The sequence below is a fragment of the Snuella lapsa genome, from assembly GCF_039539345.1.
In the GTDB taxonomy this organism is placed as follows: Bacteria; Bacteroidota; Bacteroidia; order Flavobacteriales; family Flavobacteriaceae; genus Snuella; species Snuella lapsa.
Map to the genome: position 1 here is coordinate 58,541 of NZ_BAABCY010000016.1, position 24,569 is coordinate 83,109.

At 36.7% G+C, this 24,569-nt stretch carries 15 protein-coding genes; 1 reads left to right on the forward strand and 14 read right to left on the reverse strand.

The annotated features are described in order from the left end of the window. The first annotated feature begins 241 nt into the window (after positions 1 to 241). Positions 242 to 1,786, forward strand: a complete 1,545-nt coding sequence (locus ABD792_RS02610) for an Rne/Rng family ribonuclease (RefSeq protein WP_345004208.1) — start codon at positions 242 to 244, stop codon at positions 1,784 to 1,786. 79 nt (positions 1,787 to 1,865) lie between these two features. Here the strand turns inward: ABD792_RS02610 and ABD792_RS02615 are convergent, their stop codons facing one another. From ABD792_RS02615 to ABD792_RS02680, 14 genes are all read right to left on the reverse strand, one after another. Next, on the reverse strand, positions 1,866 to 3,965 hold the full coding sequence (locus tag ABD792_RS02615; protein WP_345004209.1) for a gliding motility protein RemB: 2,100 nt from the start codon (positions 3,963 to 3,965) through the stop codon (positions 1,866 to 1,868). 291 nt (positions 3,966 to 4,256) lie between these two features. Continuing rightward, positions 4,257 to 5,003: an energy transducer TonB gene (locus ABD792_RS02620; RefSeq protein WP_345004210.1), complete on the reverse strand. Its 747-nt coding sequence runs from the start codon at positions 5,001 to 5,003 to the stop codon at positions 4,257 to 4,259. A 169-nt stretch (positions 5,004 to 5,172) separates the two neighbouring features. Then, the gene (locus tag ABD792_RS02625; protein ID WP_345004211.1) at positions 5,173 to 5,895 is read right to left on the reverse strand and encodes an energy transducer TonB; all 723 of its coding nucleotides are present in this window, start codon (positions 5,893 to 5,895) and stop codon (positions 5,173 to 5,175) included. Positions 5,896 to 5,959: 64 nt separating this feature from the next. Further along, the gene (locus ABD792_RS02630; protein ID WP_345004212.1) at positions 5,960 to 6,334 is read right to left on the reverse strand and encodes a VanZ family protein; all 375 of its coding nucleotides are present in this window, start codon (positions 6,332 to 6,334) and stop codon (positions 5,960 to 5,962) included. Next, positions 6,327 to 6,707, reverse strand: a complete 381-nt coding sequence (gene gcvH, locus ABD792_RS02635) for a glycine cleavage system protein GcvH (protein WP_345004213.1) — start codon at positions 6,705 to 6,707, stop codon at positions 6,327 to 6,329. The genes ABD792_RS02630 and gcvH overlap by 8 nt, the downstream gene beginning before the upstream one ends. 90 nt (positions 6,708 to 6,797) lie before the next feature. Next, complete coding sequence (gene sov / locus ABD792_RS02640) at positions 6,798 to 14,027, reverse strand: T9SS outer membrane translocon Sov/SprA (protein ID WP_345004214.1); 7,230 nt, start codon at positions 14,025 to 14,027, stop codon at positions 6,798 to 6,800. A 6-nt stretch (positions 14,028 to 14,033) separates the two neighbouring features. Next, on the reverse strand, positions 14,034 to 14,615 hold the full coding sequence (gene ruvA / locus ABD792_RS02645; RefSeq protein WP_345004215.1) for a Holliday junction branch migration protein RuvA: 582 nt from the start codon (positions 14,613 to 14,615) through the stop codon (positions 14,034 to 14,036). Between the two features lie 49 nt (positions 14,616 to 14,664). Further along, positions 14,665 to 16,962, reverse strand: a complete 2,298-nt coding sequence (locus ABD792_RS02650) for an NADP-dependent malic enzyme (protein WP_345004216.1) — start codon at positions 16,960 to 16,962, stop codon at positions 14,665 to 14,667. A 283-nt stretch (positions 16,963 to 17,245) separates the two neighbouring features. Then, positions 17,246 to 18,748 carry a sulfatase gene (locus tag ABD792_RS02655; protein ID WP_345004217.1) on the reverse strand — a complete coding sequence of 501 codons (1,503 nt, stop codon included), beginning with the start codon at positions 18,746 to 18,748 and terminating at the stop codon, positions 17,246 to 17,248. 6 nt (positions 18,749 to 18,754) lie between these two features. Then, positions 18,755 to 19,636 carry a sialate O-acetylesterase gene (locus ABD792_RS02660; protein WP_345004218.1) on the reverse strand — a complete coding sequence of 294 codons (882 nt, stop codon included), beginning with the start codon at positions 19,634 to 19,636 and terminating at the stop codon, positions 18,755 to 18,757. Between the two features lie 12 nt (positions 19,637 to 19,648). Next, the gene (locus ABD792_RS02665) at positions 19,649 to 20,716 is read right to left on the reverse strand and encodes a glycoside hydrolase family protein (protein WP_345004219.1); all 1,068 of its coding nucleotides are present in this window, start codon (positions 20,714 to 20,716) and stop codon (positions 19,649 to 19,651) included. 55 nt (positions 20,717 to 20,771) lie between these two features. Then, positions 20,772 to 21,695 carry a tRNA epoxyqueuosine(34) reductase QueG gene (gene queG / locus ABD792_RS02670; protein ID WP_345004220.1) on the reverse strand — a complete coding sequence of 308 codons (924 nt, stop codon included), beginning with the start codon at positions 21,693 to 21,695 and terminating at the stop codon, positions 20,772 to 20,774. Positions 21,696 to 21,728: 33 nt separating this feature from the next. Further along, entirely contained in the window at positions 21,729 to 22,751 is a 1,023-nt protein-coding gene (ruvB, locus tag ABD792_RS02675; RefSeq protein WP_345004222.1) for a Holliday junction branch migration DNA helicase RuvB, read from the reverse strand. Between the two features lie 143 nt (positions 22,752 to 22,894). Beyond that, positions 22,895 to 24,556 carry a T9SS type A sorting domain-containing protein gene (locus ABD792_RS02680; RefSeq protein ID WP_345004223.1) on the reverse strand — a complete coding sequence of 554 codons (1,662 nt, stop codon included), beginning with the start codon at positions 24,554 to 24,556 and terminating at the stop codon, positions 22,895 to 22,897. Positions 24,557 to 24,569 lie beyond the last annotated feature (13 nt).

A 24,569-nucleotide genomic window follows, 5' to 3' on the forward strand; every position in this document is an offset into this window, starting at 1 on the left:
GTTGTTATAAACTCCACGGATTTAAAAATCCTGTGAAATGCCTTAAATAAAAGAACTGAGTCGACTCATTTTTTAGTTAAGGCTTTCTGTCTCATAACCAAGATACAGGTAACGAGACAAAATAATGTATAATCCATCTGTACAATTCAGTTGACAGTATTCAGTAACAGTAAGCAGTAAAAAACACTACTAACTGTATACTGAGACTGTAAACTAGAGGGTATGGATAAAAATTAACTAAATGGAAAAAGAATTGATCATTAGATCTAGTTCCGAGGAAGTTGATTTTGCCTTATTAAAAGATGGAAAACTTATTGAATTACAAAAGGATGAAGGAGGTAACAACTTTTCTGTTGGTGATGTGTTTATAGCCAAAATAAGAAAAGCTGTTCCAGGCTTAAATGCCGCATTTGTAAATGTTGGTTACGATAAAGATGCTTTTTTGCATTATCATGATCTAGGCCCAAAACTCCCTTCGCTTTTAAAATTCACAAAACGTGTAAGCACAGGTAAATTAAACGATTATTCTTTAAAGAATTTCCCATTTGAAAAAGATATTGATAAAGACGGCAAAATTGCCGATGTCTTAAAATCAAATCAATCGCTATTAGTACAAATAGTAAAAGAACCGATATCCACTAAGGGTCCCAGAATAAGTTCTGAGCTCTCTATAGCTGGTAGATATATCGTTTTAGTTCCTTTTTCAAGTCGTATTTCTATTTCTCAGAAAATTGAAGACAAAGAAGAAAAGGAACGCTTAAAGCGGTTAGTAAAAAGTATTACCCCGCAAGGGTTCGGAATTATTGTTCGTACTGTAGCACAAGGCAAAAAAGTAGCTGAGCTAGATAGAGACTTACAGAATTTGCTTAGTCGTTGGACTGCAATGTGTAAAAAGCTACATAAAGCCCATCACCCAAGTAAAGTATTAGGAGAAATGAATAAGGCCTCGTCTATTTTGCGAGATATATTCAACGATACCTTTACTAGTATTTACGTTGATGATGAAGAGCTTTACTTTCAAATTAAAGATTACGTGCAAGAGATTGCACCAAAAAAAGAATCAATAGTTAAACTGTATCAATCTAAGGTTCCAATTTTTGAAAAATATGGAATTGAAAGACAAATAAAAACCTCATTTGGCAAAACGGTTTCTATGGCAAAAGGTGCCTATTTGGTAATAGAACACACCGAAGCTTTGCATGTAATAGATGTAAACAGTGGAAACCGGTCAAACAAAGCCAGCAACCAAGAGGATACGGCTCTAGAAGTCAATTTGATTGCCGCTACAGAGATAGCCCGACAATTACGCTTGCGTGATATGGGCGGTATTATTGTAGTCGATTTTATTGACATGACCAACGCCGAAAACAGGCAAAAACTGTTTAATCACTTTCGCGACGAGATGAAAGACGATCGAGCAAAACATAAGATATTGCCTCCTAGCAAATTTGGATTGATACAGATAACAAGACAACGTGTTAGACCCGAAATGAACATTAAAACCCGCGAGGAAAACCCTAATGGCGTTAATGGTTCTGAGGTTGAAGCGCCTATAGGTTTGGTGCAAAAAATAACACATGATCTTGAACAACTATTAAAAAAAGACTATACAAAGCTGACTTTAAACACACATCCTTTTATAGCAGCCTTTTTAACAAAAGGTTTTCCATCTATACGTTCAAAATGGTTTTTTGAACACAAAAAATGGGTTAAAATTTTACCAAGAGATGCTTACACATATCTAGAGTATCATTTTTTTGATAAAAATGGTAATCAAATTAAATAATTAAAAACCCCTTACTAAACCAATAGTAAGGGGTTTTGTTTTTTATGCATATCAACCCTATCTTCTCCCTTCTAAAAATTTAAAAATCAAAATACCAATTAAAGAGATCGGTTCTTAAACCAATATTAAACCAAAGTGTATTGTTTTTAAAAGTACTTGTAGTTTCTGCTTGCGGATTAAAATCCCTAAAAGAAATATCGGCGAAAAGCTTCAGATTAGAAGCTGGGTTAACAACATACCCAGCCTGTAAATTAGCATAAAACGTTTTTGTTTTAATTCCTTGCCCTACTTTAACACCAGCGTCATATGGTCGTTCGTTATAGTTTCTAAAAATATCCCCTCCATAACTAAAGTTGTCTGTTTCATTATTAAAATCAAAACCACGCTTTCCAACCACAAGCTTAGCATCAGCAAACCAGCGATTATAATAATACCGTCCAATTAGTATTGCTTCACTAAAATTAGCACCCCACAAATGTGCCATAGACTGGTTATTATGTCCATAATTTAATACAATAGTATTGTGTGAATAGGTATAGGGACGTACGCGATTGTATTCTAATTGCAAAAGCAAGTTATCTACCTTGAAAGCATTGTAATATTTAATTCCTAACTGATAACCAAACTTATTTTTCCAACTCTTATTTCCTGCTTTAATATCGTTTAACGAAAATTCATCGAGAATAAATTGTCCATAGGTATTAACCGCATCGCTCCATTTATATTTTGCCGTTGCACCTACAATTGCATTTCCGGCGCCTTGTCCCGTTTCAAACTCAATTGCTCTGTAAAATATAATTGGGTTTAAGTAATTAACATCAAAACCCCTGTTATTGGTATCTGTCCACAGTACCGACTCGAACAAACCGATATTTAAGCGTTTGGACACATTCCAACTTAAATAATGATTTGCCATATATTTGGTTAAAAAAGCACCGTCTTCAGTAACTTCTGGTCTTACATCCTTTAACCACATCCAATTATTGGTATATTTAATCTTCCAAAATTTAGTGTTTAATTTTAAGAATGGACTCGGACTGGCCACATCGCTCAACAATAACGAACGGTAGCCATCACCTATGAAGTTTTTCCCATGTCCAAACTGTATATTAATAAATTTAACGGGGGTATAAGATAGATATGCTTCAGCTACAGGATAATCGTATGAATTACTCTTAAAACGCTTTGCGATGCCCCTTCCGGGTATTATGGCTGGGTCTGGACCAAATGCCTTTAAACTTTCTGAATATTGATTGACATATTGTGCGAAGCGCCCCTGGCTCTCAAAAACAGATGCGTAAAAATTAAACTTATTACCTAAACCTCCTTGAACCAAAAATCCACGTGTATTATTATAGGTAGATCCAAAATCGGCATCGGTATCCTTCCCAACCTGTAGATCAAAAATAGGATCGATGGTAAACCAATAATCATCGGATTGCAATTGTACTAAGTGCTCATTCCATAGTTTTTTACCAGCCCAAGTGTTAGTATTCTTCAACAACTTTTCCTTCTCTGCTTTAAAATCGTAATAGTTTGACACCTCATTGTACATAAATGGCTTGGACGCCGTATGGCTATTACTCCCTATAATATTCATGCCCCTGTCAAACCTAGCATATTCACTATGGATAAACGGTATATTTAACTGACTAGCATAGGCTCTATTATTATAGGGCTGCAAACTATTTTGTAAATTATCAAATTCTGACTTTGCCTTCAGTTCCAACTCTGAAAAGCTCTTGACTTCTGATCGGTCCGATATTGCATCTGATTTTCTACTCAATGGAATCGACAACGATACCGAATATTGCTTAAAGGTTGGTAGCCCGTTATATGTAGCGGGTTTTACTTTAGGAAAAATAGCAAATACGCGCCTTAGTTCCTCCTTTAATTCTTCGTATAGAGCTTCAATATAAATCACATTAAATTGTCCTAGGCTATCTACTTCAAAAAGCACCGATACTTCTCCTTTAAAGTCATCATCTTCAAGTTCCTGCGGCATTGTAAAATTTTCGAAAATAAAATCAATAACCTTTGAGTTAAAGCAGGTTTGCATCGAATCTATTGAAACACTTTCACAATCGGGAAAAACCGGATGTTTCTCGTTAAAATACTGATCTTGTGAAAAGGCATTGAATTGAACTATAAGTAGGAGTAGAGCAATAATTCGCTTCATAATCATTTTTGAAAATTGATTCAGTGCTGAAAGATACTATATTTATGGCATTTGGCATTTGTAAATGCCCTAATAAAAACTTAATGAAATCATCCAAACATAAAAAGTCGTTGTCAAAAAAATGACAACGACTTGGTAAGCCCAATAAAATGTGAGTCTTGGATAGTGAGCTTTTACTAATAAGTATGCCTAGCCTTTTATTTTGTAGCTCGAAAACATGTCTCAACACAAAATTCTTTAAGAAATTCACCCGAAGAGTTAGACTTATTCTTAGTAGCCCCACATTATTAATTAATCTTGCACCTTAAATTTTATTGGTAAAGTATAAACAACCCCAACTGCTCTATCTCGCTGTTTGCCAGGTTGCATATCTGGAATGTTATTAATAACACGTTCTGCTTCATTACCGAGCTCTGTATGGGGAGCACGGGTTTTAATGTCCGTAACATGTCCGTTCTTATCAATCTTAAACTGTGTATAAATAACCTGCATACCTGTTAGACCTAAATCGGATGCTAGATCTGTATCAAACTTTCTTTTAACCAATTTGGTAATTTTATCTGACATGCATTTACGTCGTCCTTCATTGTTCTTTTCTTTTTCGCATCCCGGATAGATGGGCACTTGTTCTACCAGCACAAAATCCACATCTGTTTCATCTGGCAGGTCAACAACAGTTATATCTCCTGGATTTAAAGCAGGATCTGTTGTGGTATTTTGCTCTTCTGTAATGACTTTAAGTGTTTCCTTCTTATCATTATCAGAGTTATCAATAATCTCTGGGGGAAGTGTTAAAACCACTTTCTTTTCTGGTATTTTAACCTCGGTTTTAGGTTCTTCATAAATTTTAAATTTAGGGACAACCATTTCAAAAGGATCATCGGGTGGAAGGATTTCTCCTAAATCCTTAGGGACTACTGTTTCAAATTTCATTTCAAGCAGGCCATAGCTAAACAGCAAACAAACAATTAACCCAACCTGAAAATATAGGGTTGAGTTTTTTTGTAAATTTGCATCGTGCTTTTGTGATTTACTCACAGTTTTCTCATTTTGCCGAATGAGTTTGTGAGTTTTCTTTGAAATACTCATAATAATTATTGTTTAATTGTTAATATTATGGTAAAATCACAATAAGCATACCAAAAAAAAATCCCGTTACAAACATGTAACGGGATTTTATATTTTTTAGGTTAGTCCTGAATATAAACTAATCTTGAACTTGAAAGATAATAGGTAACGAATATGGAACTGTTACAGGTTTACCACGCTGTTTACCTGGTTTCATTTGAGGTAACAGATTAATTACACGTGCTGCTTCTTTTTCTAAACCTGGGTGTGGCGCTCTGGCTCTCACACCTACAACTTTACCCGATTTGTCTATCTTAAAGATTACATTAATACGCTGTCTTCCTGACAATCCTAAATCTCCAGCTAGATCTGTATTAAACTTCTTGTTTACAAAATCTTGTATTTTTTTGGACATACATGCTTTCTTGGCATTGTTATCTCCTTTTTCACAACCTGGGAAAACCGGTACATTCTCGATAACCGCAAAAGGAACTTCAATATCTTCATCTACTTCTACTACTTCTACTTCTTCTACTTCTACAATTTCTTCTTCTTGATCGGTTTCAGATGACTCTATTACTGTTTCCTCTACTTCCACTTCATCTTCTACAACTTCAATGATTTCTGGAGCTGCTGGTGGCGGTGGTGGCGGTGGTGGCGGCGTTTTTAATTGTTCTGTGATTGGAATTTCTTCTTCTAACTCTTCATCTAGATTCAACTGTCCGATATCGATATCAGACTTATCGTATGTTTTGTAATTGATCGCGTAATTTGTTAAGAACAGCATTAACGCTAAACCAATTGCGAAATAAAGCGAACTGTTACGCCCAACATTTGCTTCAGGATTTTTTTTAGGTTCCATAATTTATTTTACTGTTTTACTCAGATTGCTAAAATAACTTTTTTTTTACCAAAAAAGCAAACGATTATAAGTTTTTAATCCCAATACTTTTTTGAGACAACACTAACGCAGCAAGCAACACCCCAAAAGTATTTGCAGCTACGTCATACAAGTCTGACGCTCTGGAAGCGGTCATGGTTCCCTGTAATACCTCAATAAGTATACCAAACCCTATTGAAATGATAGCAGCAACAATTATTGCCTTTGTTTTGGTTAGCTTAAATGCATAAAAAAGCGCATTAACCCATAAATAAGTTAACACGCTATATGTCAAAAAGTGAAATATCTTATCGCCAAAGGATATGCCAACATCTGGCAGCTTATTTATTTTAACCAAACTTACAACGGTTAAAGCTACCGAATACAATATAAGTATTGTTAGTGCGTACTTTTTAAGCACCTACAAGTGCTTTATAATCGTCTGCAGACATTAGTTCATCTAGTTGCGCCAAATCGGAACACTTAACTTTTATCATCCAACCATCACCATAAGGATCACTATTAACCTTTTCTGGTTCGTCTTCCAATATTTCATTAAATGCCACAACTTCTCCGGAAACAGGCAAAAATAAATCTGAAACGGTTTTAACTGCTTCAACTGTTCCAAAAATTTCTTCAGCGTCTAGCGTTTCATCCACTGTTTCTACTTCAACATATACAATATCGCCCAACTCACTTTGAGCAAAATCCGTGATACCAATAGTAGCAATATCACCTTCTACTTTAACCCATTCGTGGTCTTTAGTATACTTTAATTCTGATGGTATGTTCATTATATTAAATTTAGTCTTAGAAAATTAAATGGTCTACTAATATTTTTGACAAATGTATTTATTCAAACTTTAAATTCAAACAGTTGTTGATTAATTTCCAAAATTATATCGGATAGTAATTCCAGATCGAATGGTAGTTTGTGGGAAAGCTGTTGAAATGGCATATTCTGAAAACGAATAATCGAAATAAAATATACCTGTTAAACTCTTACTAAAGGCATAGTCTGCCGAATATTTTAAGCCCCAAATAGTTTGACCGGATGTTACCTGATTGTTTTCTAAATCCAGATATCTAATAATTGTTTTATTATCCCTAACAGATACATCGGCCTTCATATTTAAATCGCTTACAATACGTTTACTTGGCCCTGCCAAATTAGATCGAATACGCAAGTCTTTTATACGATACCCCAAACCTAAAATAAACTCGTTACCCTTTATTTCGGTCATTAAATTATTATCAAAACTAAGGGACAACAACCTGTCTTTTTTAATCTCTGCCAAAATCTTTACAGAATTTTTCATCTCAAAATCCAATCGAACCAACGGACTAAACATTTCGGTTAAATTAACATTGCTATACAATGTTTTGTTTTTAAAATTACCACCTTGGTCAAATTCAAACGTATCGGGGTCGTTATCTGAGTCGTAGTCCAAATTGGATTGGAACTGGTTGATAGTATAATTGGAACGGTACCCATGTGTTAACGAAAAACGCTTAAAACGTTTTTTAAACCAATTAAATTTCATGAATCCTGTATACTTTAGATCCCAGTTAGGAATAGGTACGTCTCTAAAAGCACTGGTCTTCACTTTCCCGGCATCTTGCCCTGAATAAGCAGCAAAAAATGCTGGTAATAAAACCGCTTGGTTATTTTTCCCAAAACCTACTGGATAACCTTCTGCATCGGTAGGATACGTCGTATTCCCGTAAAACTGCTCAGCTAATCTTTTAGCCACCACCAGTCTATTTGCTCTAAAATCATTAAAAGCTTCAGAAATAGTCTCATTACTTTTACTAAATGCCGTTTTTATTAATACTGTAGATATATTAAAATTACCGAAAGTATTAGGCGTTAACGGTTCATATTCCAAGTTGCCGCCTCCAGCATCATTTACCCTATAATTTTCGGTATAATTTTCATAATAGGCACGATTTCCAACAATATCGATCTTTAAGTCTTTTACTGGTTCCAAGCTCGCCGACACATCTAATTGTTTGGTATGGGTAGTTGTATATTGTTGATTGAACTCTGGAAATACAGTTAGCCAACCTCGTCGTGCCGCTAGATATCTGATATCACTTTGACTACCAAACGTAAAGCCTACTGTTGGTTTTAAGGTACCTATAAAGCCTGGCGTTCGTATATATCCTGGCAAGAAAGTACCACTATTTTCGGAGTAATTAATTTGTATTCTCTTTACACTGGTTAGTATATCTACACCTGCATTCAGTAGCTTGGTAACGGATTTATTTTTACTTTTCGGGGTCTTTGCTTGGTTTGAATTGGCTCCCGGCGGGTTGCTTCTTGAACTTGTTCTGGCTCTAACCGTCCTTACTGGTTTCTTTACCAAACCAATGTACTTATAAAGCTTATCCATGTCTAGTGACCCATTAATATTGTGAAGATTGGAATTCTGAATGGTATTACCAAGATCATAAGTCTGTCCGTCTAATTCCAAATTACCAAACAGGTCTGAACCTTTTTGCCATAGAAAATCACCACTATACTGATAGGTGGCATTTATAAAACTAAAGGTTGGTATTTTATTAATAGGCAACTCGTAGGTTACGCCCAAATTTTGTGATTGTCTGTTAGGGTCTCCAAAGTCAAGAATACCATCCCAAATATCCAACGTCGGATCTTGCTCCCTAAATTCACTGGCTATATTATCCTTAAAATAATTACGTACAATATTGTTATTTGCTGCTGTAAAATTAAATTGTAGCGAACTGGTCAAGTTGTAATTAATGGTATATTGAAAATCGAAGGTATAGTTTCTTCTAAATAACTCTTCAATACCAATATCTTTGTCTCCTAGATCGATTTCCCTAAACTTCTGTCTGTTATACTGTCTATTAATATCGGTATTAACAGTAAAACTGGCCGGCAATAAATTAAAATTGAAATCTTTTAATATTTTCCAGTATTTCCCTGTAAACAACGAATCGTTCTTTTTAAAAGGTTCGATACTAATGGGCTCGAAATTAAAAGCATAATTAGCACCGGCTCGCAGGTTTTTATTTATTGAATTTTCGATCTCAAAATCACGATGTTCTACTTTGTTATAAGAATAATTTAAGGTAAAATTTTCTACATCGTAAAAGCGCGGTTGGGCTTCTTCAGAGGTTCTTATTTTTCTAACGCCTATAAAGTTAATGCTCGTCCTTTTTGTATAGTCTTCAGACTCTTGTTTAATACGTTCCCTATCGGCATTGGTTTCAGCGGCATCCAATCGGGACTCCAAGGTTAAATCCTTATAAAACTGATCGTATTTTGGCGTGATTAGTTCTTCACTCTGGCCATAATTAAAAGGTAATTGTACACCCCATTTTTTTGGCAACAACTGTCCTACATTTATATTGGTTACAACATCGTATTGCTTAACATCTTCTAAACTACGTTGGCTTGGTCCTTGTTCTATCGCACCAAAGCCCGAAGTACTCTGTCTTCCTGTTGCACTAATATTGGCAAAATCTGCTAAGTTGGTATCCATACTTACTACAGCAGCCCAACCGCCTTCGTTATCTAAATCGGACAATCGCAATTCGTTAAACCAAACTTCTGCACATAAATTATTTCGAATGGTTCTATTCTTTACCCCAACCATAAGGGTTCTTATATCTCCAAAATTCGGATTACCTTTAATGGCTATACGGTGCTGCCCAGAAACATAACCTTCAAAAGGATCGGCTACAGGCACCGCTTCTCCATTCACCACATCATAAAACGTCGGGTCTTCATTTGCCAATGTGCCTTCTGAAATTCCAATCGATTTTATAGCTCCTAATATACTTATAGGTAAATTAATTTCATTAGCATCTGGCCATAGCTCTTCTCTTGAAACGCCTGTAGATACTTGTAACGGAATCTCTATTTGGTAATAGTTTTCATTAAGGTCGTTCCCCATACGAATAAATCCGACCAACTCATTATCGGTAAGTGTACCAGCTTCGTCATCTTCGGCATGTATAAACATTCGTAAACGTTTATACTGGCGCATATCTATATTTATATTCTTATAGACCGCTCTGGAATCTTCAGATTCCAAATCACACACATTAACTACAAGGGATTGTTCGTTCTGCTCTATAACAGTATTGTTATTAAATAACTCTTCGGGTTCGATACCTGGAGGCCTTTTATAACTACCTTCATTTTCAATGGTTCCTATTACGCCCACAGAGAAATCTGTTTGGGGGTCATCCGGTGACGGATCGTTTTTATCTAAAGCTAAGGTATAACGGCGCCAATCACTTCTAACCAACTCTAAGGTCCCAAAACGAAATACGGTACTTTGCGTAAACTCTTTAAGATACAATCGTGTAAAACGTACCGAACGTAAATCGCTAATTCCTCCAATGGCTTTTACATGACTTCCTTGGACTGGAATTCTAAACTGATACCAGCGCACATTTCGGGTATCACCATTGGGCAACACACGGGGTCTGTCTTTATAATCCCTTAAAAATTCTTTTAATGGGTTGCTGTTGGGAATATTTTCGAAATCTGCCTGAGATGTCGGCAAGTTTTGTCTGGTAATTTCCAATTCATATTCAAAATAGCTATCAATCGTGTTCATGGTATTGTCGCGATTAATATCTTCAACATCGGGTTGAGTATTGGCTCCCCGATCCCTGTTAGTAAATGTATCTGGGGTATTACCTTCTACGCCATTGTAGCGTTTATAGCGCTCAAAAATATTACCTTCGGCATTTAGGAAATAGGTGTAGTTATCGTTAGCCGGGTCGGCTCCAAAGTTTGATCCAAAATTAGCGGCTTCTTCTGCATCATCATAGCCATCGTATCCTACATCTTGATTATCACGCTCCTCTCCTAGTGTATCGAATGCATAAATTAAGGACTGGTTTTGTGGCACGACAGTCCCCCATGATGTAACTGGTAATAAATCGATATTTCCATCTTCTGGCAATCCATTTTCATACAGTTTACGACCATCTTTGATAATGTCTTCTGAAATATTACCCAAATTAAATACTAACTTCCCTCCTGGATTATTTGGGTTATCCTGAAAGGGATCTTGTAACCAAAATTCAATATACTCTACATTGGCCTGTTCTAGATCGGTAGATGTTAACTGACGTGTTATACCGCCCCAACTATCTATTGGGTTATCAATAATACCATCGGCAGCAGATGACTCAAAATTATAAGGACCTCGTTCGGATGGATAATAAGCTAAATCTAATGTATTAAGGACGGATGTTTGTCCTTGTACCAAATCCCTGTCTGGAAACAATTCATTAATAAAAACACGACTTGCATACAAATCCGACACATCATCATCTGACACATCCCCAGGACGTTGGCCACTATAAAATATGGGGTCAATCGTGTACCAATTTAACATGGCCCGTTGGTAACCGTTCTGGATACCGTTTTCATCTTCATTCGGGTTACTGGAAACATTTAAACCTAAAGGCCTACTCGATAAAAACCAAGACTGCTGCGATTTTAGATCGATAGCGTTCTGCGTTCCTTCAAAATCATCTATATAAGAGGTTGCTTCTCCATTAAGATTGGTGCCTTTAGGCGCTCCCGGTGCTAAATAAGCGAACTCTCCTCTTAACGACAAGTTAGATTCTACATCGGTATCTATGTTTGGTAATTTATTTACCAAACGTGTTAAAAACGGCACTTTGGTCGCATAATTACCATTAATACCAAAAATAGTATTGTTAATAGGTTCTGAACCATAATTGGCTTTTTGGGTAATGGGTCTTTCATTTAAATTCAACAGGGTTCCACCTAAAACAAAATTATCATTGAACTTATGTTCTATGTTAATTCCTGTAAAACGTTTGGTCTGTTGCCCAAATACGGCATTGTTTTCTGTAGAGACCTCTATAGGTGTATTCGATGCTTTTAAAGCTTCATCCAATATTTGTACACGTCCCAACTGGTAATTTACTGTATAATCGATACCTTCCACTAAAACACGACCTCCTGCCGTTACTTTTACCGACCCTCTGGGCACATTGAACGAATTTAAGGGGATACCTCCATCGCTTCCTGTGGATTTATAACGCCCTTTAAGTTTGAACTTATTTTTTTCTACAGCTTGTAAAGCGGCTGTTTTTGTGCTGCTATAAAGCACATTATAGACATACTTCTTTTGGTTTTCGTTGTAGGTCGTGGTATCATCGTAATTTTCACTTGGACTAAGTGACAACTTTCTAAACAGGTAGGATCCAAAAGGCTCGACACTTGGAAATATAATTTTACCATTTTGGGGTAATACGGTAATACCCGGGACAAAATCAAAAAAACCGTCTCCGTTACCTTGCGGGTCGTTGTTAAAGTTTAATCTATCCAAGTTAAAAACCCTTAACAAAGGTGTTTCTTCTAAAGGATCTTCATTATTACCGGGTGCTGGAAATGCTGTTGATCCAACTGGGCTGATAAAGTTTAAGGGGGATGCTTCATTGTAAAAAATGTTCAACTTAAAATCGTCCTGACTCAAATCATAAGCTTCGGTATCGTAGATGTTTTTCATCATCAAGTCCCAAACGGGCTGATCTACACTGGTAACACTACTCTTTATCATCTTTAAAACCAGATTAGAGTTAACTACCGATGTTACTTGTCCAGAACCATTTGTAGTGACTTCGGTTGCGTTAACACCATCATTTGCAAACTCCCCTACCTGATACACCTGCCCTCCAATGGTAAACTGAAAAGCAACAGCCAAAACTTCGTCATTATTTAAACGTTGGTTCAAAGAAATATATCCTAATTGGGAATTATAAGTATATTCAAATATTTGTTTTGTCTCATCATGAATCAACTTTCTGGCATTTTCTAATTTCACATAATCAAAACCTTCGTTGACATTAGGCACCAATATACCGGACCGTACTGTGGCTACATCCCGAATGGCCTCTGTAATTTGTGACCCTGTCCCTCCAATATTAGTAGGATCGAAATCGTTATTTCCATTATCGGGAATGGCATTAAATCCTACATTAACGAAACCACTAGGAGGTGTTTGTAAACCGATGACATCTGATTCTCCCAAATCCTGAAATGCTACAATATTCCTAACGTTATCGGTTCTATTACTTCTATTGGTTACCCAGACCTCTAATCGTGTTATTTGTAAACCTTTGGTATCTATAAACGGATAGTTTTCTAATGCTTTATCATAGGTATCCCTAAAATACTGTGCTAAAAAGAAGTGACGGTTTTCGTCATAGTCCCTAATAAACCTCTCGAATTCTTCCAGTGTCCCGCCGCCTTGTGCGACTACTCTGTTGGCTTGCGATTTTTGTTCGGAAAACACCCCTGTAACTGTTGTTCTTCCAAATTGTAATTGGGCCTTTACACCAAATAAGCTTTGTGCTCCCGTAATTAAGGAACTGTTTAGGGGCATACTTACATTACCAACTTCAATCTTCTGAATGATATCGTCTTCGGTAGGTGTATACTCCAGCTTTATAACATTTTGAAAATCAAAAGTAGACTGGGTATCGTAATTAGCGTTTACCTGGAGGCGTTCGCCTACCTTACCCAACAAACTTAAACTTATACGCTGATCGAAATCGAATGTAAAATTACTTCTGTTTTTAGGTGAAAATGCGGGATTATCTTGTTTAGAAAAAAGAATTCCTAAATCCATCTCTACCGAACCTTGCGGCACAACTTCAATGGTGTTACCTCCAAAAACCGATTCAAAAAAGTCTGAATCTACATAAAATTCAGGCAACAAATTTTTTTGGGCATCTTCTGAACCTTCCTTTTTACCATCTAAAGCATCTATCTTTTGTTTATAGTACGAACTTAAAGTCTCTTTAGCGACTAATTGATAGTACTCCTTAGGCGTTAAAATTAGTGGGTATTTAATGTTATAACTACCTATTTTCTCTGTGTATATATATCTGTTCGTAACAGGGTCGTAAGTATATTTAGATTCTATACTTTTGGGGTTTGGCAACTTGATAGTTCCCAAATTAAAACCAGTCTTAACACTATCCTGCGGATTTTGCTGGGACCATACATTGGCTGTAAATAACAGTACTATAGCTATAAAAAAGTAGTGTTTACTTGACTTATATAGATTATGGTTTGTTATCTTCAAAATTTATTATAAGTTTTTTAAAGCCTGTTTTATAATGGTTTCAACACTAGCATCAGGCTGTGCTACAATAATTTTATCTACAACGCGCTCGGCCTGTTTTTTAACAAAACCGAGAACTTCTAAAGCTGATAACGCTTCATTTTTATTGGTATTGCCTTGAGGTGCGGAAACTTCGTCTAGATCGTAAATCTTTAAGATTTTATCTTTGAGGTCTAAAATGACCCGTTGTGCCGTTTTTGCACCTATACCTTTAACAGATTGAATTAAAGCAACATCATTACTAGCTATCCCTTCCCGGATTTGTTTTGGTGTTAAGGACGATAGCATAGTACGGGCAATGCCTGCCCCAATACCACTTACGGATATTAGCAACCTAAAAATCTCCCGTTCTGCCGATGAGGCAAATCCATAAAGTGTATGCGCATCTTCTTTTACCTGAAGATGTGTGTATAATTTTAAGTGTTCACCATCTGGGATTTGAGAGAAGGTGTGTAATGAGATGTGCAACATGTACCCCACTCCATTACAATCAATAACAACATTTGTTGGATTTTTTTCAACAAGTCTTCCTTGAATATGTGTTATCATTTATAGCAATTTGTTAACCTATCAAATGTAAGAAATTTAATTTCACTTTTTACTTACTTGTCTTATTTTCTATATCCCACTTTCCCTTTTGCTGTGCATCGATTACAGAAATAGCAGTCATGTTTACAATTTCATCAACACTCGCACCTAATTGAAGGATATGAACTGGTTTACGCATACCCATCATAATAGGCCCAATAGAATCTGCTTCGTGCAACTCTTTTAATAATTTATAGGTAATGTTAGCTGAATCTAAGTTAGGAAAAATCAATGCATTTACTTTTTTACCAACTAACTTAGAAAATGGGAATTTCTCACGAAGCATTTCATCGTTTAACGCAAAATCGGTTTGCAACTCTCCGTCTACATGCATATCTGGATAATGGCGGTGCAAATACGAAACGGCTTCCCTAACTTTTGATGCTCTTTCATTTTCTGAAGACCCAAAATTTGAATAGGAAACCATTGCTAGCACAGGATCCAATCCAAACATTTTAATGACCTTAGATGTCATTTGTGTTATCTTAGCAAGATCTTTCGCATTGGGATCTATGTTAATAGAGGTGTCACTTAAGAACAAGGGACCTCTTTTGGTCATCATTAAGTTTGTAGTAGCCACTCGTGTTGACCCTTTAGCCATTCCAATAAGTTCAAGCATTGGTTTTACTACTGATGGATAACTGCGGGAATATCCCGAAATTAAGGCATCGGCATCGCCTTCGTTAACCATCATGGCAGCAAAGTAATTACGCTCGCGCATTAACTTTTGTGCTGAGTAATAGGTTACACCGCGTCGTTTGCGTTGTTGCCAATACACCTTGGCGTATTCATTTTTACGGGCTTCTTCTTCATCCGATTTAGGATCTATAATGGGAACATCGGCATCAAATTCAATTTCGGCCTTAAGGCGTTCTATGTCGTCTTTTCTTCCTAATAAAATAGGATAGGCAATACCTTCCTCATATACTATTTGTGCTGCTTTTAAGACATCTAACTGATCTGCCTCGGCAAATACTACACGTTTAGGATCTAATTTTGCCCTATTAAGCAACAACCTTACAAGTTTATTATCCGATCCTAGGCGCTCTAACAGACTATCTCTATACTTCTCCCAATCGGTAATAGGCTTTTTAGCAATACCACTATCCATTGCAGCTTTTGCTACAGCGGGAGGTACTTCTGCTATTAATCGCGGATCGAAAGGTTTTGGGATGATGTAGTCACGTCCAAAAGCCAAGCGTGTTTCACCATAAGCAATATTCACTTGTTCTGGCACAGGTTCTTTTGCCAATCTGGCCAAAGCTTCTACGGCAGCCATTTTCATGGCTTCATTAATTTTCGTAGCGCGCACATCAAGAGCCCCTCTAAAGATAAACGGGAAACCAAGGACATTATTTACTTGGTTTGGGTGATCGCTACGGCCTGTTGCCATAATGATATCTTTGCGGGTTTTTATAGCCAGATCGTATTTTATTTCCGGATCGGGATTGGCCATGGCAAATACAATGGGATCTTTTGCCATAGACAATAGCATTTCTGGTGATAACACGTTTGCCATAGAAAGCCCTATAAAGACATCGGAATCTTTCATAGCCTCTTCAAGTGTATCTATTTTTCTGTGTGTTGCAAATTCGGCTTTTTCTCTTGATAAATCTGGTCTGTCATCGCGAATAACGCCTTTGCTGTCCAACATAACCATATTTTCCCGCTTTGCCCCAAATGCTTGATATAAACGCGAACATGATATGGCTGCTGCGCCTGCTCCACTTATAACAATCTTTACTTCATCTATTTTCTTTTCGGTAAGTTCTAACGCATTTAAAAGAGCCGCTGCCGATATAATGGCCGTACCATGTTGATCGTCATGCATTACAGGGATATCCAGTTCTTCCTTTAAACGCCTTTCAATTTCAAAAGCGCCTGGTGCTTTGATGTCCTCTAGATTGATACCTCCAAACGTAGGGGCTATCTTTTTAACAGTTTCTATAAATTCATCGACATTTTCGGTATCGACTTCGATATCAAAAACATCAATGTCAGCAAAAATTTTAAATAATAAACCTTTACCTTCCATAACAGGCTTTGATGCTTCAGGACCAATATTCCCTAAGCCCAAAACGGCTGTTCCATTAGATATAACGGCCACTAAATTCCCTTTAGCGGTATACTTGTAGGCTTTGTCTTTGTCTTTTTCTATTTCTAAGCAAGGTTCTGCTACTCCCGGAGAATATGCCAAAGATAAATCTCTTTGTGTTGCATATTTTTTAGTTGGCACCACTTTTATTTTCCCTGGTGTAGGTTTAGCGTGATATATAAGGGCCTCTCTACGTTTACTTTCTTCACTCATATCTAAAAATAGTTAGTTTACTTTTGTCTACTTTTTTAATTATTTTCAATGACCTTAATTAGATTGCCTTCGGCACACATATGTAACACATTTAATATCACGCCTTTGTGCAACTAGGGATATAGTCATGAATACTTCATTAAATAATAACAAATAACTGAAACCCTACATGTCTACTTAACAAGGGGTTCTTTAACTGACAAATATAATAATCCTATTAAGTAAACTACTATTCTTTTAAGAATTTGACGCCTGCAAAAGCAAATAAAGCATGTAGATTTGATTACATAGTATCTATAGGATAAGCCACTTCTTTTCCTGTACTTTTATCAATTGGCATTTGCGCTTTTGTTTCTTTTAAATACTTGGAAAGCAAATCTGCCAAGGCTTTGGCTTTTTCTGTTTCTTCATGTACCAAGTCATTTTGCTCGCTAATATCTTCCTTAAGATTAAATAGCTCAATTTTTCTATTAACATGGTGGTAAATTAATTTCCAATCACCTTTTCGAATTGCACTGTATGGTGGTTGATCGTAGGTATTAGGGTAATGCCAATAAATGGGTCGGGCTTTTTCATAAGTGTCTTCTTTTTTTAACAATGGCACAAAACTAACACCATCCTTACTGGTTTGAGCGGCTTCTGGCATATTAGCCATCTCCAAAAAAGTAGGAAATATATCTTCGATTATTATATATTGATCGCTTACAGAGCCTGCTTTTGTAACGTCCGGCCAATTTACAATCATGGGAACCCGTATTCCACCTTCGTAAGGGGTCAATTTATGTCCTCGAAGCGGTAAGTTTCTAGCTGCCTGTTTAGGAGCTCCGTTATCTGACATAAACACAATAATTGTATTCTTATCCACTCCCAATCGTTTTAGATTTGCTCTTATATCTCCCAAGGACTTATCCATACCTTCTAACATTGAAGCATAGACTGCATCAAATTCGCTTAATCCACGCTCTTTATACTTTTGATAAAAACGATCGTCTTTCTCCCAAGGGGCGTGGATTGCATAATGGGACATATACAAATAAAAAGGTTTTCCTTGCTCTACTGCTTTATTAATAGCATTATTTGCTTCCTCTGTTAAGGCTTCGGTAAGATAAATATCTGTCCCATGATACTTTTCCAATCCTGGGACATCCCAAATGTGATTTCCTGGTGACCGCCAGTGGGCACTAAAATTGTTTTTTGCCAAATAACTTCCCGGGCCTCCGGCTGCATGACCAGCTATATTTACATCAAACCCCAGATTGGTAGGATCTTCCCCAGAAGTGTCTTTAGCTCCAAAATGTGCTTTTCCAACGTGAATGGTTCTATACCCCGCTTTTTGTAACAACCCAGGTAAGGTTTCTGCATAAACAGCTTTCTCTTGATCTGGTTCTGCACTAAGTCCGTTAACATTCCATTGGGGTGGGGTTAAACTAGAATGGGGTGGTTCTGGTGATTTATCTTTTCTTAAAGTCCAAGTGGTAACCCGATGTCTGGCAGCATTCATTCCTGTCATTAAACTAATACGGGAAGGAGAGCAAACAGCAGTTGCATAAGCCTGGGTAAACTTTACGCCATCTTTGGCTAATTGCACCATATTAGGTGTGTAATATTGTTTATTTAGCTGCGTAGTATCTTTATAAAATGGCAATGATGTATCTTGCCACCCCATATCGTCAACAAAAAAGAACACAATATTAGGCGTTTTTGTATGGGACTTATCCTTGCTTGGTTTCTCACAACAGTAAAGCAATAGTGATGTGATTAAAGCAACATAAATTTTACTTATCATCGTGGTCTATTTTTTGTTAATTTCTTGATGGTATTTTTTTGCAAACCGTTTTCCCAACTCCAGAATACCTAGGGTATTAAAATGAACTACATCATTGGGATAGGGGGAGTTTGGTTCATCACTTCTTAAAGACAAATCATCTGTATCGATTACGAATGCCTTTTTTACTGAAAGTTGATCTTCTGAATCTTGCGCGACCCTTCTTTGAGCATCCCTTACTTGTTCACGACCAGTAAATCGTGGTAATGGCTTAGGAATTACATATCCATAAATAAACAACATGTTATTGGCGTGTAATTGTCTTCTAATCCTCTTAATAAACGTATTCAAACGTATCCCATAGTTTACTGAGTTCTCCATACCAGCGATATCTCGCGCATCTGCCTCACCTTGTTGCCAAACCATAGCTCTAATGGTTGGCTTGTAGCCCATATTTCTCAAAGTTTCGAGTCCACTTGTAACTGTGTTGATAAACTTTTTATATTCACTTCCAAAATGTACCGTATCTCTATTATTCTTCCCTGGATTCCATTGTTCGTAAAGATTTGATCCGGACAACGCATGCTTGATGACAGCAAACTTCTTATCTGGGTATAAGTACTGAAGTTCTGTCCCCAAACTCAATTCCACCCCAAATTTATCTGGTGTCTCTGATGCCTGACATAAAGGTTGCCATGTCATAGGGAGCCCTCCTCCTCCTAACCACTTTGAATAGTAAAACAAAACCTTAGAATCTATTTTAAAATCTTTAGGGATATTTTTCATATAGCCCTGACCAGTAGCATTGGATTGCCCTCCAATTAGGATCACATCTATAGGTTTTAATTGTCCAAAAACATGACTACTCCAAATAACAATAAAAACAGCCATTAATTTAAAATACTTCATACCAACCTAATACTAATTTAAATTTATTTTTAGAACGTGACCTACGCAACGATCTCCTCCAAAAATATTCCAACCGCTGGGACCGTAGAGATAGGCTGGTTTATTATTTATCATCAATATTTTGGGGCGTTCCAATTTAGGGTCAGAACCATAAATTTTAACGAGCTTCTTCTCATCATAATCTTTGTAATATTCAGGCAACCTATTGTAACCTATTGTAGCTTCTTCTATCTTAAAAGTTTTACCATCTTTAGATTTCCATAAAGTTCCGCCACCAACAATGCCTGTGTTGTTGCCATGGTTATCTGTTGTTAGCAGATATACTGCATCTTGATATAGAAAAACGGTACCATCCTCTAAGGTTCCCTTATTGGAAGTTACTGGCGTATCGGTTATAGTGTAAGGTCCCTCCAAACGATCGGCAATGGCCAACCCATATTGCAGTCCTTGTTTTCCAACTGATTTAAAGTATAAATAATACTTTCCATTAAAAGCTAAAAATGCTGGGTTTGCTACACCATTTCGTGATTTATAATTCCACTTATTCGGATTGTTAGCATCTAAAATCTTACCATCAACACCTACTTTTTTCCATGGCCCATAAGGTGACTTCGAAATTGCCATTCCTATACTTTGGTTACTGGGGTGTGGCGGCTGTTTGTAATTGGTGTTTCCTATATACAATAGCACATAGGTATCACCTACTCTTTTTATTTCTGGATTGTGGGGCGCATACTTGTCCCAAGTATTTTTTCCAGTCCCTGCAATGGCTATATCTGAGAATTTAAAAGGCCCTTCAGGAGTATCTGCCACATAATGTGCAATCTCTGACGATTTACGCCAGGCTGGATCTACGTTTTTTTCGGGCCACCTAGCTACAAACAAATGTGTTTTTCCTTTATCATCTTGTATTGGGGCACAACCCCATATTGTGTAATCATTATCTTGAACGGCTACACCTTTCCATTCCAAATGTTTGGCAATAAATGACATCTCTTTTAGGCGTTCCTTAGTTTCTTGCCCTAAAAGGCTTTGAAAAACGAGTATAGCAAGTATAAATATCAACGATGATTTTCGCATTGCTTGTTTTTAATAAAGTTAGAAAGCCGGTAAGTTAATAAAATAAAAGAGACTTCTAATCCTTTAAAAAATCAATATTCCGCTTCAACCCAGAAAACTTGGTTCGCTTAACTGCCGATTTTTTAAATAGTTTCTTAAAGGTGTCATCGGTAATCTCTTCCCAGTCCTTTTTTGTCATGGACAACAACTCGGGATGGGGATTAAAAAGAGGCTCATTGTGGGGCTTAGAAAAACGATTCCAAGGACAGACATCCTGGCATACATCACAGCCAAACATCCAATCGTCCATTTTGCCTTTAAATTCTGACGGTATGTTGTCTTTTAGTTCTATAGTTAAATAGGATATACACTTACTACCATCAACCACATAAGGTTCAATTATCGCTTGTGTAGGACAAGCGTCGATACAGGCTGTACAGGTACCACAGTGATCGGTTGTTGGCAAATCGTATTCTAACTCTAAATCAATAATCAATTCTGCTATAAAATAAAACGATCCTACTTGTTGGGTCAACAGATTACTATGCTTACCTATCCAGCCCAAACCACTTTTGGCGGCCCAAGCTTTATCTAAGACCGGAGCTGAATCCACAAAAGCCCTTCCATGAACTTCTCCTATATTATCCTGAATAAATTGCAGTAACGACTTTAGTTTGTCCTTTATAACAAAATGGTAATCGGTGCCATAGGCATACTTTGAAAGTTTATGGGTGTCTTCTGTTTGCTTCTGGTCTGGATAATAGTTTAATAATAGTGAAACAACCGATTTTGATCCGTCGACAAGTTTGGTAGGATCCAAACGCTTATCGAAATGGTTCTCCATATATTGCATTTGGCCATTCCTATGCTTCTTAAGCCAACTTTCCAACCGAGGTGCTTCTTCTTCTAAAAAGGCTGCTTTACTTATGCCACAAGATAAAAAACCGAGGCGTTTGGCTTCGGTTTTTATGAGTTGGGTATGTTTATTTTTTAAATCCATTAGGTCATCCGAAAATCATTTCAGAACAACGCATTAAAACAATCCTCCTTGAATACCTCCTTTTACACGCCCTAAATGTTTATAGGCTTGCTCTGTAACTTCACGACCACGGGGTGTTCGCATTATAAACCCTTGTTGTATTAAGAATGGTTCGTAAACTTCTTCAATAGTTTCCGGACTTTCGCTAACGGCTGTTGCTATGGTTGAAATCCCCACAGGACCACCTTTAAACTTATCTATAATGGTTGATAGAATTTTATTATCCATTTCGTCCAAACCGTGGGCATCAACATTTAATGCTTCGAGCGCAAATTTAGCTATGGTAATATCTATAGTACCATTGCCCTTTATTTGTGCAAAATCCCGCACCCGCCTAAGCAAAGCATTCGCAATTCTGGGCGTTCCCCTACTTCGTCCAGCTATTTCTATGGCTGCCTCCATAGTAATAGGTGCTCTTAAAATACTGGCACTACGTTGTACAATGGTAGTTAACAAATCTGTTTTGTAGTACTGTAGTCTGCTTTGAATACCGAAACGCGCACGCATGGGAGATGTTAATAACCCAGATCGTGTTGTCGCACCTATTAGAGTAAACGGATTTAAGTTTATTTGTACCGATCGTGCGTTAGGCCCCGACTCGATCATAATGTCAATCTTATAATCTTCCATAGCCGAGTATAAATACTCTTCGACAACAGGGCTTAACCGGTGGATCTCATCTATAAACAGCACATCGCGTTCTTCTAAATTGGTAAGTAAGCCAGCCAAGTCACCTGGTTTATCCAATACAGGCCCTGAAGTCACCTTTATCCCTACGTCTAATTCGTTAGCTAAAATATGCGCCAAGGTCGTTTTCCCAAGCCCCGGAGGTCCATGAAAGAGTGTATGATCGAGGGCTTCTGTTCTTAAATTTGCAGCTTTAACAAATATCTGAAGATTTTCCAGCACCTGATCTTGCCCTGTAAAGTCACTAAACGACAAGGGTCTTAACTTTCTTTCAACATCCAACTCTTCTGGTGAAAAATGTTCGCTTGATGGATCTAGGTTCTCGTTCATATTAAAGCCCCTTCGACTTCGCTCAGGGTGACATTCGTTTCAATTTAATTTTTTCTGATCAATAGTAACAAAAAACAACATAAGCAAATATAAACAAAAAGCCTTTCCGAAATGGAAAGTCCTTTAATTATACATTGTTTCTATTACTCCTTAATAATGGATTTTGATATCGTGCCTTTATTTGAGTGTATATTGATAATATATAATCCTATGCTCAAGTCTGAAAAATCTAGTTTTTCTGTTATCTGCTTAAAGACTTTCAATTTCTTTCCTGTTAAATCATACACTTCTATGCTTTCAATTTGCACATTGCTTTTTGTTTTAACAAATAATGCTTCTCCTATTGGATTTGGAAATATACTTACAGAATCTTTTAACAGATCCTGCTCCAGCCCTAAAGTTCCTGTAACAAATGTTTTTACAACTCCATAACTTGTTCCTTTATTATTAATAGCATAGGCTGCATACGAATATTGGGTATTTGCTGTCAACCCTGTAATAGATTCGCTAAACATTCCTGTACCAGAGCTATTATCATCTTTAATAACATTAGCACCTCCTATTTGCGGATTGGCATTTTCAGACGTTATCGCATAAACAACACCTCTTTCTGTTACCGTTGTTCCTCCATCTGCTGTTACATTACCTCCCATAGTTGCTGAAGTGGCATCAAAAATTGAGATAGATGTTGTAGTTACAGTAGGAGCTGTAGGGATTTCGAAATATAAATTATCTATTGCTAAATAATGTACTTCGTTCGCTCCTCCAACCGTATTATTTAAAGGTACCACTTCAAATTTATCGATTAGAATACTTTGATTAATATTGGAAAGACCTAAAAAATTAAATCCCTTATTATCATCGTCAAAAGTCGGTGAAAAAGTCTGGGTGAATACCGGTGTTCCAGAGCCATCTTTATAGCCTTTTATAGTTACACCAACCGAATGCAAGTCATTATAAGAACCATTGTTACTCATATATAGATAAAACCCTTTTAAAAAAATATCGTTCCCGTCCGTTGTTTCAATCGACGCTGAATAGGGCGTTCCTCCATCTGCTATTATCGAAGGTGACGAATCTAAATTATCTAAGTAATATAAACTTTCACTTGCTCCAATACTTGTTCCATCTGTATGGACTTGTAAAGAATTGTTAAGTGTAAAAGACTGACTGTTACTAATAAAAGTTGTTGAATTATCTGAAGCTGTTTCAAAGTTTTCAAAGTTATAGTTTCCAACTGGAGATTGTGACCAAATAATCTCATCGATTGCAGCATAAATAAGTGTTCCTCCAGAAAAATCCAAACTAACTTCATCTACTAATGTATCACCATACCCTAAACTCACTAAGTCGATAAAAGTAAAACCATTGGTCTCTTGATTTGTCCAGGTTACATCGCCTCCCGTATCATCTATTGTTAGAGAAAAAACTTCAGCATTGTCCTTATACGCCTTTAATGTAGCCGCTTGACTTGTATTTACTGGCACACCAGAACAATCAGTACTTGAATAAACAAATAATGAATGAATATAGATATCTGACCCATCAGTAGTTTTAAAACCCACACTTGTTTGTGATCCACAAGAGCCTATATTGTCAAGGTATTTCTGCGAATCCCCAACACCACTGTTTGCAAATGTTGATACTTGCCCGTTCTCTATATTAAAGCTTTTTGAACCAGAAGTAAATAAACTTGAAGTAACAGTTTCTGTTTCAAAACTTTCAAGTACAATTTGTGCTTTAACTACTGTTATATAAAAAAAGTTAAACAAAGAGAAGAAAAGTAGTAAAGTAATTTTTTTCATAGTTTTAAGATTT

Excerpts from the sequence above, each read along its gene's own strand:
- ABD792_RS02610 (WP_345004208.1), top strand. The coding sequence starts at position 242 with ATGGAAAAAGAATTGATCATTAGATCTAGTTCCGAGGAAGTTGATTTT.
- ABD792_RS02615 (WP_345004209.1), bottom strand. The coding sequence starts at position 3,965 with ATGAAGCGAATTATTGCTCTACTCCTACTTATAGTTCAATTCAATGCC.
- ABD792_RS02660 (WP_345004218.1), bottom strand. The coding sequence starts at position 19,636 with ATGAAGTATTTTAAATTAATGGCTGTTTTTATTGTTATTTGGAGTAGT.
- ABD792_RS02680 (WP_345004223.1), bottom strand. The coding sequence starts at position 24,556 with ATGAAAAAAATTACTTTACTACTTTTCTTCTCTTTGTTTAACTTTTTT.
- gcvH (WP_345004213.1), bottom strand. The coding sequence starts at position 6,707 with ATGAACATACCATCAGAATTAAAGTATACTAAAGACCACGAATGGGTT.
- ruvA (WP_345004215.1), bottom strand. The coding sequence starts at position 14,615 with ATGATAACACATATTCAAGGAAGACTTGTTGAAAAAAATCCAACAAAT.
- ABD792_RS02655 (WP_345004217.1), bottom strand. The coding sequence starts at position 18,748 with ATGATAAGTAAAATTTATGTTGCTTTAATCACATCACTATTGCTTTAC.
- ruvB (WP_345004222.1), bottom strand. The coding sequence starts at position 22,751 with ATGAACGAGAACCTAGATCCATCAAGCGAACATTTTTCACCAGAAGAG.
- ABD792_RS02650 (WP_345004216.1), bottom strand. The coding sequence starts at position 16,962 with ATGAGTGAAGAAAGTAAACGTAGAGAGGCCCTTATATATCACGCTAAA.
- ABD792_RS02665 (WP_345004219.1), bottom strand. The coding sequence starts at position 20,716 with ATGCGAAAATCATCGTTGATATTTATACTTGCTATACTCGTTTTTCAA.
- ABD792_RS02625 (WP_345004211.1), bottom strand. The coding sequence starts at position 5,895 with ATGGAACCTAAAAAAAATCCTGAAGCAAATGTTGGGCGTAACAGTTCG.
- queG (WP_345004220.1), bottom strand. The coding sequence starts at position 21,695 with ATGGATTTAAAAAATAAACATACCCAACTCATAAAAACCGAAGCCAAA.